Genomic DNA, 15,921 nt, shown 5'->3' on the forward strand with positions numbered 1-15,921 from the left:
GGCCTTAGGCGGTCACGATGCGGGAGCGCCGCACGTCCCCGACTTGCGCGCCGCTGACTGGCGCCGTTGAGGGCGTTGCGCGCTTCCAGGCACGACGCGACAGCTCCTTGTTGACAGAGGCGACGTCGCCACTGTCGAGCAAGCCGGTTGTGAACATGGCAACGAGATTGTTGACAAGACTTCTGACCGTGGCAGGCAGGCCCGCGAGGTAGTCCGCTTCGGATTGCGCCGGGGCGTCAATGGGGGTAGCTGGCGCGTAGCGCAGGCCTTCGGGGTCAAGCCAGTCAGCCGGCACGTCAAAGGCCTTTGCAATGCTCTGCAGGCGGTCGCTCGGCAAGCCGCGCACGCCGGATTCTGCGTGGCTGATAGCAGTGCGCAGTCCCTGAAAATCGAGCGGCTCGACCTTCATCGCAAGCTGGTTGCGGGAGACGTCGGAAGCATGACGAAGTGCGCGCAGGCGCATCGATTGAGTCGGCCGCGGGGCCTTTCCCTTGGCGCCAAGAATGAGCCAACTACCCGAAACGCCGAACTCGGTGGCAATACGGAGAATCGTGTCGGGACGAGGGGTGGCGAGGCGCTCTTCCCACCCCTTCAGGACTGTCGCGGTGCTGTGGCCGAGGCGCGTCGCCATCTGCGCCCTGGAAAGGCCGAGCGCTTGCCGAAGGTCTCGCAGGCGGAAATGGATACCAGGCGCGATGTCGTCGAAGGACCATTCCCCTGTGACCTCAGGCAGTGCCGCGGTTTCGACATCGCCAGTGCCCTTGAGCAGAGTGGCCGAGTCCGTGGCGTAGCGGGACGCGAGCTTGTCGAGGTGGTCGAGGTTGACAACGGAGAAGACGCCTCGCTCGAGGCGGGAAACAGCGGCATGGCTGCCCTGATAGCCCAAGACCTCCTCGGCAATTTCGAGCGTGGTTTTGCCAGTCGCTTCGCGCAGCTTTCGCAGACGCGCGCCCAGCTCTAGGCGGTCGGCGAGGTCAAGCTTACGCTTGCGGGAGGTTGCATCGACCTGGTTGGCGGTGGCGGGCATTGGGTCCTCGAAACTACATTGAATTTAATGCGCTGCGGTTGCGGCGCTTGGGGTTATTGTACGACAGTGCTTGAACGAGCACCATCAGTATCAGATGCAAGCATTTTAGATTTAGCCGCACCGTAGTGGCGCCGGCGCCACCTGGTTTTTCTCAGGCCCGATATGGCCCAATCTGATTGCCGCCATCGCGCCCGTCGAACCGCCCGTGCAGGCCGCGCAGGCGCGGTCCCGGTCCGATGCCGCAGGCCTGCAAGCTGTGCGATACTGTACGGCCATCCAGTATCCTGGCCGCCGGCAATGTCCGCCCTTCCCGCTTACGCCGAGCTGCGCTGCGTCTCCAATCACACCTACCTGCGCGGCGCCAGCCAACCGGAGGAGCTGGTGGAGCGCGCTTCGCAGCTTGGCTATTCCGCTCTCGCAATCGCTGACGAGTGCAGCCTGGCGGGCATCGTGCGCGCGCACGTTGCTGCCAAGGAGCACGGCCTCAAGCTTCTGGTCGGAACCCAGGTCCAGGTTGCTTGCGGCCACCCCTTCACGTTGCTCGTCCTTGCGTGCAACCTGAACGGGTACGGGAACCTTTGTGAATTCATCACCAAGCTTCGGCGTGGCTCAGAGAAGGGAAAATACGAACTGCAGTTCGCAGACCTGACCGCCGCGGCCCTTGAGGACTGCGTCGTCGTCGCCTGCCCGAAGCGGATGTCGACCCCGGAACAGCTGGAGACAACAGGACGCTGGCTCCTGTCAGAGTTCCGGGGGCGTTGCTGGTTCGGCGTCGACCTTCTGCGCCTCATCGACGACGAGATGTGGTTGTACCGACTCCGCCAGGTGAGCGAGCTGACGGCAATTCCCTTGGTAGCCGCCGGCGACGTTCATTTTCATGTTCGCTCCAGGAAACCACTCCAGGACGTACTGACCGCTACGCGAGTTGGCCGCCCGCTGACGGAGTGCGGCCTCGACCTTCAGCCAAACGCAGAGCGGCACCTAAGAACGCGTCTTCGGCTGGCGCAAACCTACCCGGAGGATTTGCTTGCAGAGACGCTCAACGTGGCCGCGCGCTGCCAATTCAGCCTCGAGGAGCTTCGATACCAGTACCCCGACGAAGTGGTGCCGGACGGGGAGACGCCCTCCTCCTATTTGCGGCGCCTGACCTACGAGGGCGCCGGCCGACGGTGGCCAGAAGGGGTGCCGGCGAAGGTCCAGCTACAGATTGAGCACGAGCTGACATTGATTCAGGAGCTCCGGTACGAGCATTACTTCTTGACCGTCGCTGACATCGTCCAGTTCGCGAGGTCTCGCAACATCCTGTGCCAAGGGCGCGGGAGTGCCGCCAATTCCGTCGTCTGCTATTGCGTGGGCGTCACTGAGGTCGACCCAGCGCGCATGAGCGTCCTTTTTGAGCGTTTCATTTCCAAGGAAAGGAATGAGCCGCCGGATATCGACATCGATTTTGAGCACGAGCGTAGAGAAGAAGTTCTCCAGTACCTGTACCGGCGTTACGGACGCGACCGTGCCGCCATCACCGGTGTGGTGACCAGCTATCGGCCCAAGAGTGCGGTGAGGGACGTGGGCAAGGCGCTGGGATTTGACCTTGAGGTGGTAGACCAGCTTGCCAAGAATCATCAGTGGTTTGACGGCAAGGCGGTCATGCCGGAGCGTTTAGTGGAACTAGGCCTGTCGCTTGATGACCTGAAGGTGCGCCAGCTGATGTTGCTTACAGGGCAACTGCTAGGGTTCCCAAGGCACCTCAGCCAGCACACCGGCGGGTTCGTGCTCACAAGGACGGCGTTGTCTCGGCTGATTCCAATCGAGAACGCCTCGATGAAGGACCGAACGGTCCTGGAGTGGGACAAGGATGACCTTGACGCTTTGGGGTTTCTCAAGGTCGACTGCCTGGCTCTGGGCATGCTGACCGCCATCCGCAAATGCCTGGATTTCATCGGTCAGCGTAAGGGGTTCGTATTCGCGATGCAGGACATCCCGGCGGAGGACCCCGAGACGTACGAGATGATTTCGCGCGCGGACACCGTCGGAGTCTTCCAAATTGAGAGCCGCGCGCAGATGAGCATGCTGCCGCGGTTGAAGCCTCGGTGTTTCTACGACTTGGTGGTCGAAGTCGCGCTCGTGCGCCCCGGGCCCATCGTCGGCGGAATGGTGCACCCGTATCTGCGGCGTCGGCAGGGGCTCGAGCCCGTGACGTATCCAAGTGAAGCGCTCAAGGAGGCGCTTGGCCGCACGTTGGGCGTGCCCGTATTTCAGGAGCAAGTAATGCAGATTGCGATGCTTGCCGCGGGGTTCACCGCCGGGGAGGCGGACGGGCTCCGCCGAGCAATGGCTGCCTGGAAGCGCAAAGGCGGTCTGGAAAAGTACCATTCCAAAATCGTCGAGGGCATGACGACGCGGGGCTATGAAAAGGCGTTCGCCGAGCAGATTTTCGAGCAAATCAAGGGCTTTAGCGAGTACGGATTTCCCGAAAGCCACGCGGCGTCGTTCGCCCTCCTCGTCTATGCGAGCTCGTGGATTAAACGGCACCACCCGGCAGAGTTCCTGACCGCAATGCTGAACTCCCAGCCATTGGGGTTTTACAGCCCAAGCCAACTGGTACAGGATGCCAAGCGGCATGGAGTCGTCGTCCGGCCGCCCGACGTCATGCACAGCAACCTGGACTGCACGCTTGAAGACCTCCCGCATGCGCCGGCGGTGCGACTTGGACTTCGGCTTCTCGCAGGGCTGCGGTGGGAATCCGCGCAGCGCATCGTCGATGAACGCGCGCGAGGGCCGTTCGACAATGCTGAGGACCTTGCCAGGAGGGCGCGGCTCGAGCTGGCTGAGATGAAGTTGCTCGCAAGCGCAGATGCCTTGATGTCGCTGAGCGGCCACCGGCGGGTCGCGGTCTGGGACGCCGCGGCTCTCCGCTCTGTGCCCGAGCTCCTGCAGGAGGCGCGCGTCGACGAAGACGTCCTGGAGCTGGCGCCGGCGCCCGAGGGTGAAGAGGTGATGTTCGACTACGCTGCGACGGGCTTGACGTTGCGCAGCCATCCACTCGCGCTGCTTCGACCGTTGCTCGCAAAACGGGGGCTGGCCACGGCCGCCGACCTGCAGGACGTTGAGAACGGGGCGGAGGTGCGCTATTGCGGACTGGTCACTCTGCGGCAGCAGCCTGAGACGGCGAACGGCGTCATCTTCGTATCGCTCGAGGATGAGACCGGCGTGGTGCAGGTGATTGCCTGGCGCAGCATCAAGGAGGCGCAGAGGCAGGAGCTGCTGAACGCCCGACTACTTGCCGTCAAGGGCACTTGGCAGCGCGAAGGTGAGCTCCGGAGCCTAGTCGCAGAGCGGTTGAAGGACCTGACACCATTACTTGGTCGACTGCGAACCACTTCCAGGGACTTCCATTGATTTCTCAATGCCACGGCTAAACCGCTGAGCTATATCGATAGGGACATCCGCACCCGCGGGAATAGCTCGAGCGCAATCCGCGATGTTGGGGAACGCATTCGGAGAAGCCCCGCGTAAGCGGGGATAGCTCGTTCGAGAGGCACCGCAGCTCGGCGTATTGAGGGCACCTCCCGCGTCGGCGGGGATACCTCGTGCCATCACCCAACGGAGTTCATAGCCGCAACGTTCCTCCAGCGTAAGCAGGGATAGCTCGTAGTGCTCGTCCTGCAGCTCTACGATGAGCTTGTCTGCCCCGCGAGAGCGGGGATGTGCTTGGGCATAGCCCGCCCAACTCAACGCCCCTGGGTGTCGGGTTCCGGGACGTTCGGGCTTATAGCTTGATGCCTATCACCGTCGCCAAGGCGTCCAAGCGATTCTCTGGCAGTGCGGCCAGGTGCATCGCGATGCGCTCGAGCTTGGGGGGACTTTAGGAGGCTCTCCTGCTGCGTCAACGCCAGTAACGAGCCAGCGCGCACTCACCTGAAGGGCGTCTGCCACTGCAAATGCATTGACTGCTGATACCCCGCCGGCGTCTGACTCCATCTTGCGCACGGCCTGCAGCGTGACGCCCACGAGGGCAGCTAGCTCCTTCTGCGTCATTCCGAGCCTCTCGCGACTAGTGATGATTCTTTTCGGGAGGTTGTCCATCTCCAAACTGTATTCGAAGTGTTGGCTCGGCCGCGCCAGCGAACGACGTTTGTCGCCGTTCCGGCGTTTTAGGACGGCCCAAGCCGCACCTGGGCGCGCAATCAGTTTAGACCGCTAAATACTCACTCTAGACGGAGCTCCACCAGGAGCTTCGTTTGACTGCAGATTTTCTAACCTATTGGGGCAAGGCGCACCCATTGCCCGGCACAACTGTCGCTTGGCACCCCCTTGCGTATCACAGCTTGGACGTCGCTGCGGTCGTTGGCGAGTACCTGCGGGTCAATCCTTCGCTCAGCTCGACGCTGGCTCGACTCCTGGGGATGGCCGAGGACGCTGCAATCAAGGTGGCCATGTTCCTGGCAGGCAGCCATGATGTTGGCAAGTTCGGCCCGTTTCAAGCGAAGGTCGAGGAGCTGTTTGCTCAGCTGCAGCCGGACCAACCGGTTCCCTCTCAAGCTGCACAGCACCACTCCCAGGCCGGCATTTCCACCTTACTCGACTGGGTGTCGGCCCGGTGGTACCCCGATTCCCTCGAAGACGCGGAATTAGCGCTAGAGCCCCTTCTGAACGCTTCTTGCGGGCACCACGGCAGGCCAGTTGACCTCTCAAACTCGACAGGGGTGGGGAAGCGCACGACTGCGGCAGCCCACGCCTACCTTGATGCCGTTGCCGACGTATTGGGGCTCGACAGTTTCGTCGACCTTTGGGACGGAGGCGGCTACCGCCAGGCGTCATCCTTGCTCGCCGGCGTGCTGACCCTCTGCGACTGGGTCGGCTCCATGCAGAGGTTCTTTCCCTATCGAGCACCGACGATGTCCTTGAAGTGCTATTTCGTCGAGGCACAAGACCAAGCGCGTACCGCGCTGGTTGAGCTCAGCCTGGCGGAAAAGCGCCCAAGCGCCAAAGCCGGGCTCTCGCACCTATTCCCTGCGTTCACGGCGAGTGCCACACCGCTACAGCGATTTGCTGATAGCGTCGAGTTGGACCGCGCCGGCCCTTCCCTGTTCATCCTGGAGGATGAGACCGGTGCCGGCAAGACCGAGGCCGCGCTGACCCTTGCTTCGCGGCTGCTTCAGGCCGGAAGAGGCACCGGGGTGCTCGTCAGCCTACCGACACAGGCCACCGCCGATGCTCTTTGCGGGCGGCTGCTGCCTTTGGCCAACATGTTTTTTGAGGCAGAAGGCGGAGTTCCGTCGTTCTCGCTGGCACACGGAAGTGCGTCTCTGTCGCTGGCGCGGCTGCGCTCGGAGCATCTCGAAGCTGGGTCGATTTGTGCCGACCTCGACAGCTGGGCCCAGGACAGCAGCAAGACTGCCCTGCTTTCGGACGTCGGGGTGTGCACCATCGACCAGGTCGCGCTGTCTATCCTGCCGGTGAAGCACTTTTGCTTACGGCAACTGGGCATCGGGCAAAAGGTCCTGGTTGTTGACGAGGCTCACGCATGCGACGCCTACATGCTCAAGCTTCTTGAAACAGCGCTCGAGGCACATGCCATGCGCGGCGGTAGCGCCATCCTGCTGTCGGCAACGCTACCGCGGAAGCACAAGGCCGCCCTTGTCGCTGCCTTTCGGAAGGGCGCCCGTTGGACTGGCGCGCAGGCCGTCCCTGTCTCCACCGACTACCCTCTTGCCACTGTCGCCTCTTCGGGCGGCATGGTTGAGACGCCGATTGCCGCACGACGTGTGAGCAGGTTCACCCGCATTCAGCGAATCGGGGATAGCGCAACCGAAGCCCTCGTCCTGAGGCTACTTGCAGCAGGCAAGTGTGTTCTCTTGCTGCGCAACACAGTCGGCCGTGCCCAGGCGGACTTCGACACGTTCTTCGCCCTGTTGCCAGGCCAGGTGCAGCTGGCGCACGCGAAGTTTGTCGGCAAGCATCGCTCGGAAAATGACCGCAACCTGCTGGAGCAGTTCGGCAAGCGCTCGACATCCGCTACTCGCAAAGGACAGCTGGTCATCGCTACCCAGGTGGCGGAGCAGTCACTCGACGTGGACTTCGACGAGCTCATCACCGACTTGGCCCCAATCGACGCCTTGCTGCAGCGTATCGGCCGCTGGCGCCGGCACGTTCGGGACGCCGACGGGAAGATGGCGATGGCAGGCGACGATGCGCGCGGGGAAGGCCTGGTGTACGTAGTCGCGCCCGAGACTCACGGCAATGTCGACTTCCTTGCGGAGCTCCCTGCGAACACGATGTTCGTCTATCCCCTTCCTGTGGTGCTCTTTCGCACGGCACAGTTGGTTGAGGAGCGCGGTGGCTTGCAGATTCCCGCAGGCGTTCGGGAAGCCGTCGAGTTCGCGTACGACGAAGAGGCCGAGGCGCCAGCATTTCTGGCGTTTGCGGAAGAGCGGTCAGAAGGGAAGATTGAAGCAGCCAAGCGAGCGGCTAAAAACGTTCGACTGAATCTGACCGTGGGCTACTCCCAGTTGATTGCAGACGTGGCGCCTGAGCAAGCAGTGACCCGGCTGGGGGAGAAGTCGGTCCGGGTAGTGCTTTGCGACCAAGGCGGCGCCCCCTTGTTTGGCAGCATGGAGTTGTCCCGCCTAAGCCTACGAGCAAGCCTACTTGCTCTCGAGGTCGACGACACCGGGCACGCAAAGTTGAGGATGGGCGCAGCCGGCTCGGGTGAGTGGGAGATGTTGGCGGTCGACCATGCGAGCAAGGAGCGATTGGTCCGCTACAGTCGGACCCGTGGGTTTTCGGTGGGCCCACCACAGCGGCGGAGATGAGAGCCGCGGCGCACGTACGTGCGCCAATGAACGGATAAAGCCGGTGGCTAAAAAATGCAGGTGCGAAAGACGTTGACCGCGCAAGCGGGGATAGCTCGCCGTAGTTTCGGGTGTCGAACGACGCGTGCGTCTCTCCCCGCGCAAGCGGGGATAGCTCAGGAGCATCGGACCGATGCCAACCGTCGCCATCGTTTATCCCGCACAAGCGGGATGATGCGCACCGGATACGGAGGCCGCAAGCCGGCTCCCCCCCCACCAGCGCAAGCGGGGATAGCTCGGCCGGTCTCGTTCACTGATATCGCACCGAACGGCTCCCCCCCCCCCGCGCTAGCGGGGATAGCTCGGTCTGCGATGCCGTCCTCTTTCGGGGTGACCGGTCTCCCCCGCCTACGCGGGGATAGCTCGGGTTGTCGCATCATCACTTGCGGTGGCGTTGAGACTTCCCCGCGCACGCGGGGATAGCTCAGGCTGGAACCGCGAGCGCGAGCAGTATCAGGCGTCTCCCTGCGCAAGCGGGGATATCTCGGACTTGAGGGCTGCCATTTGCTTGTCTCCTGCGTCCCCTCCGCGCAAGCGGGCATAGCTCGTTCTGTAGGACGTCGTGCACGCCGCCGCCCTCGTCTCCCCCGCGCAAGCGGGGATATCTCGGGAAGCAGCAAGTAGTCGCTCTCATTTGCGTCGTCGGCCCCGCGCGAGCGGGGATAGCTCGCCCCCCCACCAGAACGTCCGGCCGCGCATCAGAGTCTCTCCCGCGCGAGCGGGGGTAGTTCGTGCGATTGCTCGTGCAGTGGCGAGAACCATGGGTCTCCCCCGCAAGCGGGGACAGCTCGCTCGCCCACAGGAAATGTTCTGGATGGGGCATGTCCCCCCGGCGCAAGCGGGGACACTCGAAACGATTGCCGTCGTGCTCGCAAGCGGGAATCGCCGGGTCACGTCAAGGCGCCCTCATTCGGCGGGATATTTGCTCTCCGCGTCAGCAGAAGACCTGGTGGTAACGCAGCGCTACACCTGGGTATGAACGCCCCGCTAAAGCCTATCTATCGCCTTCAGAAGGAACGGATACCCTTCATTTTCCTGAGCTACGGCCGCCTTGACGTCAAGGACGGCGCATTTGTACTGGAGGATGCGAATGGAACTCGCGTGCAGATGCCAGTGGCTGCTTTCAATGTCTTGTTTCTTGAGCCCGGGACGAGCGTGACCCACGCTGCCTTCCAGCTCGCGGCCCAGTGTCACACTCTCATTTGCTTCGTTGGCGAGCAAGCGTGCCGTACATACTCTGTCGGGCGCCCTTCCGACGGAAACCCTACCAACCTTAAAGTGCAGGTCTTGGCATATGCCGACGAAGCCCGGAGGCTTCAGGTGGCCCGCAAGATGTTCGAGATTAGGTTCGGCGAGGCGATTCCGGCCCGACGCAGTATTGAGCAACTTCGAGGCATCGAGGGGGTGCGGGTCCGCGAGTCCTACAAATTGCTGGCTCGACAGTTCGGAGTGGACTGGAAAGGCCGAACCTACGAGCAAGGAGAGTGGGACGCTGCCGATAGCGTCAACCGGGCCCTGTCCGCAGCGAATGCGGTGGCTGTTATTCTCGCCTGCGGATACAGCCCACGATAGGGTTTGTCCACGACGGAGGGGCCAAAAGTTTTGTATACGACATTGCAGACCTCTATAAGTTGGAGATTTGCGCACCTCTTGCGTTCAGGGCTGCCGCGGGGAGCTCGGCATTCGCGGTGGAGACTCAAGTAAGGCGGCACCTGCGTGACCACTTTAAGCAAACGCGATTTGTTGCGCGGGTCGTGGATGACCTCAAAGGCCTGTTCGAAGAGTCGACCGCATGATGCTCGTCCTCGTCCTGACTGGTGCGCCACCTCGCTTAAGAGGCCGGCTATCAACGATACTGCTTGAGGTGCGGGCTGGCGTCTATACCGGGCACGCGACACAGAAACTGCGTGAAGAACTATGGGCGTTGACTTGCGGCAACATCGAGGATGGCGACGCCCTGATTGTGTGGCCAGACCAAACTGAGGTTTGCGGCGTCTCGTTCCGGACGGTAGGCGTGAATCGGCGCCGGGCGGTCGAAGTCGATGGGCTGCAGCTGGTGGATTTCCCTCGGTTGAGCACAGACGAGGTCCCTGAGTCCATTATGGATTTAGCAGGTCTAGCGGAGGTGGTTTTCCCCGGTGGACAGTGTGACAACTAAAATGTTTCGCTAAATCAACGGGTTAGGGGAAGAGTCTCCCCCGCGCAAGCGGGGATAGCTCGCGCAGCGTCAGGCTTTGGCGTGCTGCGTGCGCGTCTCCCCCGCGCAAGCGGGGATAGCTCGTCTTGTGGGGCGCTGACGGCCGCTGCAACGTCGTCTCCCCCGCGCAAGCGGGGATAGCTCGTAAATCCGTTCGCACCAAGGTGAGCCGCACGCGTCTCCCCCGCGCAAGCGGGGATAGCTCGCCGTGCTGGGGCGCGCGTACCGCGCAGCTGCTGTCTCCCCCGCGCAAGCGGGGATAGCTCGCAGTCTTTGCTTCCATCTCGAGACGTCGAGTAGTCTCCCCCGCGCAAGCGGGGATAGCTCGCCGGCGTCCACCGCGTTCGACATCGTGCCCCTGTCTCCCCCGCGCAAGCGGGGATAGCTCGCGAGGCTTGTTGCATGCAAAGAAGGGGGCTTCGTCTCCCCCGCGCAAGCGGGGATAGCTCGTCGACCATCGAGAGCATCGCCATCCAGGAGCCGTCTCCCCCGCGCAAGCGGGGATAGCTCGCCGACGAGGAAGCCACCCAGACATCCGTAGACGTCTCCCCCGCGCAAGCGGGGATAGCTCGCGGCTGGTGATTGGCCTCGAGGACGCCGAGGGGTCTCCCCCGCGCAAGCGGGGATAGCTCGTGCGCTATCACCTGGCAAGCGCGCTGCATTGAGTCTCCCCCGCGCAAGCGGGGATAGCTCGCCCTCTTCGAAGTGGTCGATGCCGGTGGACACGTCTCCCCCGCGCAAGCGGGGATAGCTCGTGAAATTGGTCGTCCTCGATTTGCTCACGCGTGTCTCCCCCGCGCAAGCGGGGATAGCTCGGTACGGGCTGCGGGCGATGAGCATTTGCTGAGGTCTCCCCCGCCCAAGCGGGGATAGCTCGCCCTTGATGGCCAAGTTCACGCCAATGAGCACGTCACCCCCGCTTGCGCGGGGATTGGAAGTCTCGGTCGACCGCCAACGGACAGCCCGTGCCAGGCTCTTGTGCTGCGGCGTGGAGCCTGGCCTCAGCTTTTAAGGCTGTAACCTATACTCGAGCGCATTGCGCTATCAGTGTCCTTTGTGATACAATGAGTGACGCTTTAGCATTCGTCGCCTACGTCATCAAGCAAGGCGGCATAATTTCACTATTCCGCTGTGCGCATGAACGTACTCTTAGACCCTTGGGTCCCCCTCCTGCTGCCAGACGGTACTGTGGCCAAGCAGCGCATGGTGGACATCCCTACCTCCGGTGCGCTTCGTGTGGAGCATGCCCGAGCCGACTACTCAGCGCTCATCACTGAGCTGGCGGTGTGCGTTTACCAGACCCTTGCGGCGCCGCACGACAGGATTGCGCGACGAGCTCTGGTGCGGGCCCCCGACCTTGCATTGCTGGACAAGGCGTTTCGAACTGCCGCGCCTGCGTTTGAAATCTTTGGTGACGGTGCACGATTCCTGCAGTCGCCAGAAGCTATTGGCGGAGAAATCCCTGTGCGTGGCCTGGTACCAGAGGGGCCCGGTGCGAACGCTGTTGCCAAAAACACCGACCTTTTCGTTCACCGCTCGGCACTCGACTCAATGTGCCCACATTGCGCCCCGGCGGCCCTCTTTGGCAACCAGGCGCATGCGGGCCAAGGAGGTTCCGGCTACAAGGTTGCCCTGCGCGGGGGAAGCGCCCTGGCCGCGCTCATCGAGGCACCCACCTTGTGGGAGACCATCTGCCTCAATCTACTGGACCGCGACACGTACACCGACCGCTACTGCCTCGAGGGTGGAGCGGAAGAGGATTTCCCCTGGACGACGGGCCTGAAGGTCTTCAGCAAGGAGGCAATCGGGCCAAGGGAGCTGGGTGCGCACGCGGCGCTCTGGTGGATGCCCCGTGCCCTGCGACTCCATGAAAGCGCGAACGCGGACGGCACCTCATGCTCCACCTGCGGAGAAGTTCACCCCACGCATATTCGAACCGCGAGCCGTGACAAGACGGCCGCCCGTCCGCCTGAGGGGCTCCGCCACCCTCACACGGCGTGGTGCATGCTCAAGAACGAGAAGGAGATAGACGGCGTCAAGACCAAGGTGGACGTTGAGGCCGCGGTCATGGTTCCGTCGGAAGGCTACATGCTCGGGGACTGGCTCGCGCTGACGCTGGGCGCACAAACCCCGACCCGCCGAATCTTGGCCGGCCTGCCCGCGATGGCACACCTGTCCCGCGCAGAGGCCGCGCGCGCTACCCTTCGCGTCTTCGGTCCGCGCTACGCCACCGCCACGTTCCTGACCTGGTTCGACGAGGCGGGGCCACTATTGGCCGCAGCTGACGCGGAGCACCTTCGTCAATTGCGAGCAGAGGCCGAGAAGCTGGTTGCCGAAGCGCAGCGGGTCCTCGTCATCGTCCGGACGGCCGCCCGGAAGAACCTCGGTAGCAAGAAGCGACCCCTTGCGGTGCCGCTTTCCAGCAGTCCCGGGCAACTCGAATCCGAACTTGCCGGCCGCGCACGCTCACTCATCAGCCGTGCACTGGCGAAAGTCGACGGAGCCGGCGGCAGCCTCACGCAGGATGACTACGAGCAATTTTGCAGTCAGTTGCGCAAGGCGGCAGTATCGCTGTTCAACAGAGCGCTAGTCATCGACTTCGCGAATGAGACCTTGAGCCACAAGCTCGTTCTGCTGAGCGCCAAAACGTACTCACTGATTTACCCCAAGGCCAAGCCGGCCTCCAACCAGGACGCTATCGCCGCATGACTCCGCCAAACCCTTCCCTGTCCGCCGCCAACATTGTGGTCAGCGCCATCTTCGCCCTGAAGGCTTCCCGGAATCCGGAGTACTTCAGGTTGCGCCGAGGCAGCGAAGCGCTCCACGCAATGTTCGAACCCACTTTCCCCCAGACACGGCAGGCACTCTCCGCTGCGGGTCACCGCGTGCGTGACGAGAACCTTGCATGCGCGCTGCTTCTGCTTCCGCACGTCGGGCAAGGCAAGGCGAGCCTGGGGCAGGCTCTTGGGGACAAGAAGCACCCCTACTCCGCGCTCCGTTTCCAGCAGCTCGTTACCGCCGAGGGCCCGGAAGAGCTGTTTACGCATGTTCATCGTGCCATCCGCTTCGTTGAGGGCCAAGTGTCGCCCTTCAGCATCGCCGACCTCGCGCTGAACTGGACTGAGGGTTACGCGGACGTCCTGCGCAAGCGGCTCGTTGCGGACTATCACTCCGTGAAGCTCACAGCCGCCTGAGCCGCGTCGCACCCACTCCGTCTCCGTTTTCATCCAATCCAATCGGCATCTCTTATGACCAAGAAGTTCATTCAAATCCACGCACTGACCGCGTACGGCGCCAACAACCTCAACCGCGACGAGTTGTCGCGTCCGAAGAGCGAAGTGTTCTGCGGAGTTCCTCGTCTTCGCCTGTCCTCGCAGTGCTTGAAACGGGCTTACCGCACGAGCGAAGTTATGGCCGACATCATGACCGGCACGCGCAGCCGCGACCTGTGGTTCACGCTTGCCTCGGAGCAAGTCGCCCTTGGTCACCCTGAAGCGGCCGTAATCGCGCACATCGTGCCTGTTCGCGACGCGTTCGAGGGTAGCAAGAGCGCCGCTCCTAAGGACGAAGAATCCGGGACGGACGACGCGGATTCTGAAACGCCGCCGTCCGAGGCGAAGAAGGGCAAGGGCGGCAAGAAGAAGAAGGGCGCTGCGCCCCTCCCCGCTACCTTGGCGGAGCTCAAGGGGAACCTGTTTTACGCCAGCAAATCGGAGGTCGAGTTCATCAAGACCGTACTGGCCGACTCGCTCAACCCCAGCGGCTCCACCAAGGGCGCTCCTATCGAGCAGAAGGTGGTCGAGGGCCAGATTCTGGACCTGCTCATGAGCGTCGACGTGGCGATGTTCGGTCGCATGGTTGCCGGCAACAAGCCCCTCTCCGTCGAAGGCGGGGTGCAGGCCGCTCACGCGTTCACTGTTCACAAAGCGACTGCTGACGATGACTTCTTCACCGCTGTCGACGACATTTCGCCAGACGAGGGCTCGGGCCACATGGGTTCGAACGGTTTTGGCGCAGGGGTGTACTACTCCTACTTCAACGTGGACGTCGACGTACTGCTGAAGAATCTTAACGGTGACAAGGCGCTGGCGGCACGAGCAATCGAAGCCTTCATTGAGGCCGTCGCGACCGTGGCGCCCGGTGGCAAACAGAATACGTTCGCGGCGCGCTCGTACGCTTTCTACCTGGCGGTCGAGGTCGGGAATGCACAGCCTCGCTCCTATGCGGATGCCTTCGCCGCTCCGGTGAAGGGCGACGACATTACGGGCGGCGCCGTTGCAGCGCTGCGTGCGAACCGTGAAGCAGCCTTTCAATGCTTCCCCTCGCAGCGTACCGAGTATCGCGAAATGTTCGTCGCTGCCCGTCAAGGCTCCCTTCCTGAAGTGCAGGCCCTGGTGGCAGAGGCAGTGGCGGCTTAAGGGCAGACCGTGCACTACCTTGTTCTGCAACTGAAGGCGCCGTTAGCCTCCTTCGGGAGCACGTCGGGCGAGCAACGAGGCACTGATGGTCGGCCTCGCCGCGCCGCGGTGGTGGGCTTGCTCGCGGCTGCGCTAGGCATTCAACGTTCGGAAGACAGCCGCTTTCTCGCCCTGTCCAACGCGCTGTCGCTAGGGTATGTGGTACTTCGCACGCCAACTGTGCTGGTCGACTTCCATACCGTGCAGGCACCTGCAAAGCAAATCGGTCGCACCCGCAGAGAGCAGCTGGCCACCGGCGAGCCGAATTCGATGGTGACCCGTCGTGAGTACCTGCAAAGCGGCCACTGGTTAGTGGTCCTTGGAGGGGAGGAATCCGTTCTGCGCACCATTGCCGATGCACTGTGCGCGCCCGCGTTCCCGCTTTACCTCGGCCGCAAGAGTTGTGCGCTGTCAGCCTTTACCGCACCACTCGTGTTTGCCGCCGAGACGGCGGAGGACGCAATGCGCGAGTGGAGCCGTCGTGTCGGAGGCACCGGCCATCCGTGTGAGCGCGAGTTCTTCTGGGAAGCCGACCTGCCAACGGCGGTCGAGCCGCTTGTCGTCCATCGGCGAAACGACCGACGTACTGCGCTCTCGAGAAACAGTTTTTCCTCCCGCGTTGAGCGGGAGGGTCATTTGACCCTTTGATTTTCATGCAGCTCACCCACCTCACCCTCCCCCGTACCCGCGAATCGGTCGCCGCCTATTCCCGCCTGGTTGCGAACAAATACGTGGAGCACCAGGCGCTCTGGTCCATGCTCCAGGCTCGACCGGATGCCTCCCGGGAGTTCCTCTACCGCACTGAAATCACGGATGACGGTCTCGAGGTCTACGTTTTGTCGCCGAAAGCGCTCTCGCCCGAGGGTCCATGGCGCGCCCGAACGCGCGAATACGCGCCCAAGGTACGGGCTGGCCAACTGGTGGGCTTCTCACTTCGGGTCAGTCCGACGGAGGATAAAGCCCAGGGGCTCAATGCTCGCAGCAAGCGGGTCGACATGGTGATGGACCGATATCAGGCCGCTGGCGGCGAGGTCGACGTTCAGACTATCGCGCAGGGGGTAGCGGCCGATTGGCTCGAACGCCGCGAGGAAAGCTCGGGTTTTCGGGTCGTGGACTGCTCTGCGGGAAACTACCGACGCTTCGACGTGACGAAGCGGGGCCAGCACATGACCAAGCTTTCCTACCTGGACATCACCGGTACCCTCGAGGTGCAAGACCCCGCTCGTTTCCTCACGAAGCTAGCCACGGGATACGGTAAGGCGAAGTTCGCCGGCTGTGGCTTGATGCTGCTTTCCGCACCGAAGTAACCCTTGCGCGGGCAGAGCCGACGGGGAGCCGCGGAGCCTGGTCGCAGAACGGCTGAAGGACTTGACGCCACTGCTAGGGCTG

General features: G+C 62.8%; 11 protein-coding genes and 1 CRISPR repeat array. Of the genes, 9 read left to right on the forward strand and 2 right to left on the reverse strand.

The features are described 5' to 3' along the window. Positions 1 to 4: 4 nt before the first annotated feature. Entirely contained in the window at positions 5 to 1,027 is a 1,023-nt protein-coding gene (locus tag G3W89_RS30040; protein WP_068674082.1) for a helix-turn-helix domain-containing protein, read from the reverse strand. A 297-nt stretch (positions 1,028 to 1,324) separates the two neighbouring features. On the opposite strand from G3W89_RS30040, the gene G3W89_RS30045 reads away from it, so the two are divergent. Next, positions 1,325 to 4,423 carry an error-prone DNA polymerase gene (locus tag G3W89_RS30045; protein WP_162570916.1) on the forward strand — a complete coding sequence of 1,033 codons (3,099 nt, stop codon included), beginning with the start codon at positions 1,325 to 1,327 and terminating at the stop codon, positions 4,421 to 4,423. Between the two features lie 387 nt (positions 4,424 to 4,810). Here G3W89_RS30045 and G3W89_RS33765 read toward each other — a convergent pair whose 3' ends face one another. Continuing rightward, positions 4,811 to 5,110: a helix-turn-helix domain-containing protein gene (locus tag G3W89_RS33765; RefSeq protein WP_083944145.1), complete on the reverse strand. Its 300-nt coding sequence runs from the start codon at positions 5,108 to 5,110 to the stop codon at positions 4,811 to 4,813. 155 nt (positions 5,111 to 5,265) lie between these two features. Here G3W89_RS33765 and G3W89_RS30055 point away from each other — a divergent pair, with 155 nt between their 5' ends. The 8 genes from G3W89_RS30055 to cas6e all read left to right on the forward strand — a co-directional run bounded on the left by G3W89_RS30055 (position 5,266) and on the right by cas6e (position 15,839). Continuing rightward, complete coding sequence (locus G3W89_RS30055) at positions 5,266 to 7,839, forward strand: CRISPR-associated helicase/endonuclease Cas3 (RefSeq protein ID WP_083944146.1); 2,574 nt, start codon at positions 5,266 to 5,268, stop codon at positions 7,837 to 7,839. Positions 7,840 to 8,853: 1,014 nt separating this feature from the next. Beyond that, complete coding sequence (locus G3W89_RS30060) at positions 8,854 to 9,450, forward strand: CRISPR-associated endonuclease Cas1 (RefSeq protein ID WP_068674089.1); 597 nt, start codon at positions 8,854 to 8,856, stop codon at positions 9,448 to 9,450. Between the two features lie 223 nt (positions 9,451 to 9,673). Then, positions 9,674 to 10,036 (forward strand): type I-E CRISPR-associated endoribonuclease Cas2e, encoded by a 363-nt coding sequence (gene cas2e, locus G3W89_RS30065; RefSeq protein ID WP_083944166.1) that lies wholly within the window; start codon positions 9,674 to 9,676, stop codon positions 10,034 to 10,036. A 33-nt stretch (positions 10,037 to 10,069) separates the two neighbouring features. Further along, a CRISPR array of direct repeats spans positions 10,070 to 10,952; the repeat unit is 29 nt; unit sequence GTCTCCCCCGCGCAAGCGGGGATAGCTCG. A gap of 260 nt (positions 10,953 to 11,212) precedes the next feature. After that, entirely contained in the window at positions 11,213 to 12,784 is a 1,572-nt protein-coding gene (casA, locus tag G3W89_RS30070; protein ID WP_068674093.1) for a type I-E CRISPR-associated protein Cse1/CasA, read from the forward strand. Further along, on the forward strand, positions 12,781 to 13,269 hold the full coding sequence (casB, locus tag G3W89_RS30075; RefSeq protein WP_068674095.1) for a type I-E CRISPR-associated protein Cse2/CasB: 489 nt from the start codon (positions 12,781 to 12,783) through the stop codon (positions 13,267 to 13,269). Before casA ends, casB begins: the two co-directional genes overlap by 4 nt. A 54-nt stretch (positions 13,270 to 13,323) precedes the next feature. Then, positions 13,324 to 14,493: a type I-E CRISPR-associated protein Cas7/Cse4/CasC gene (cas7e, locus tag G3W89_RS30080; RefSeq protein ID WP_068674097.1), complete on the forward strand. Its 1,170-nt coding sequence runs from the start codon at positions 13,324 to 13,326 to the stop codon at positions 14,491 to 14,493. A gap of 9 nt (positions 14,494 to 14,502) precedes the next feature. Continuing rightward, positions 14,503 to 15,180 carry a type I-E CRISPR-associated protein Cas5/CasD gene (gene cas5e, locus G3W89_RS30085; RefSeq protein ID WP_083944147.1) on the forward strand — a complete coding sequence of 226 codons (678 nt, stop codon included), beginning with the start codon at positions 14,503 to 14,505 and terminating at the stop codon, positions 15,178 to 15,180. A 5-nt stretch (positions 15,181 to 15,185) separates the two neighbouring features. Continuing rightward, positions 15,186 to 15,839: a type I-E CRISPR-associated protein Cas6/Cse3/CasE gene (gene cas6e, locus G3W89_RS30090; protein WP_146039555.1), complete on the forward strand. Its 654-nt coding sequence runs from the start codon at positions 15,186 to 15,188 to the stop codon at positions 15,837 to 15,839. Positions 15,840 to 15,921 lie beyond the last annotated feature (82 nt).

The sequence above is a fragment of the Variovorax sp. PBL-H6 genome, assembly GCF_901827155.1.
Lineage (GTDB): Bacteria > Pseudomonadota > Gammaproteobacteria > Burkholderiales > Burkholderiaceae_C > Variovorax.

Coding starts and splice junctions, on each gene's coding strand:
- G3W89_RS30040 (WP_068674082.1), bottom strand. CDS start 1,027: ATGCCCGCCACCGCCAACCAGGTCGATGCAACCTCCCGCAAGCGTAAG.
- cas2e (WP_083944166.1), top strand. CDS start 9,674: ATGCTCGTCCTCGTCCTGACTGGTGCGCCACCTCGCTTAAGAGGCCGG.
- casB (WP_068674095.1), top strand. CDS start 12,781: ATGACTCCGCCAAACCCTTCCCTGTCCGCCGCCAACATTGTGGTCAGC.
- G3W89_RS30060 (WP_068674089.1), top strand. CDS start 8,854: ATGAACGCCCCGCTAAAGCCTATCTATCGCCTTCAGAAGGAACGGATA.
- G3W89_RS30045 (WP_162570916.1), top strand. CDS start 1,325: ATGTCCGCCCTTCCCGCTTACGCCGAGCTGCGCTGCGTCTCCAATCAC.
- G3W89_RS33765 (WP_083944145.1), bottom strand. CDS start 5,110: ATGGACAACCTCCCGAAAAGAATCATCACTAGTCGCGAGAGGCTCGGA.
- cas6e (WP_146039555.1), top strand. CDS start 15,186: ATGCAGCTCACCCACCTCACCCTCCCCCGTACCCGCGAATCGGTCGCC.
- cas7e (WP_068674097.1), top strand. CDS start 13,324: ATGACCAAGAAGTTCATTCAAATCCACGCACTGACCGCGTACGGCGCC.
- casA (WP_068674093.1), top strand. CDS start 11,213: ATGAACGTACTCTTAGACCCTTGGGTCCCCCTCCTGCTGCCAGACGGT.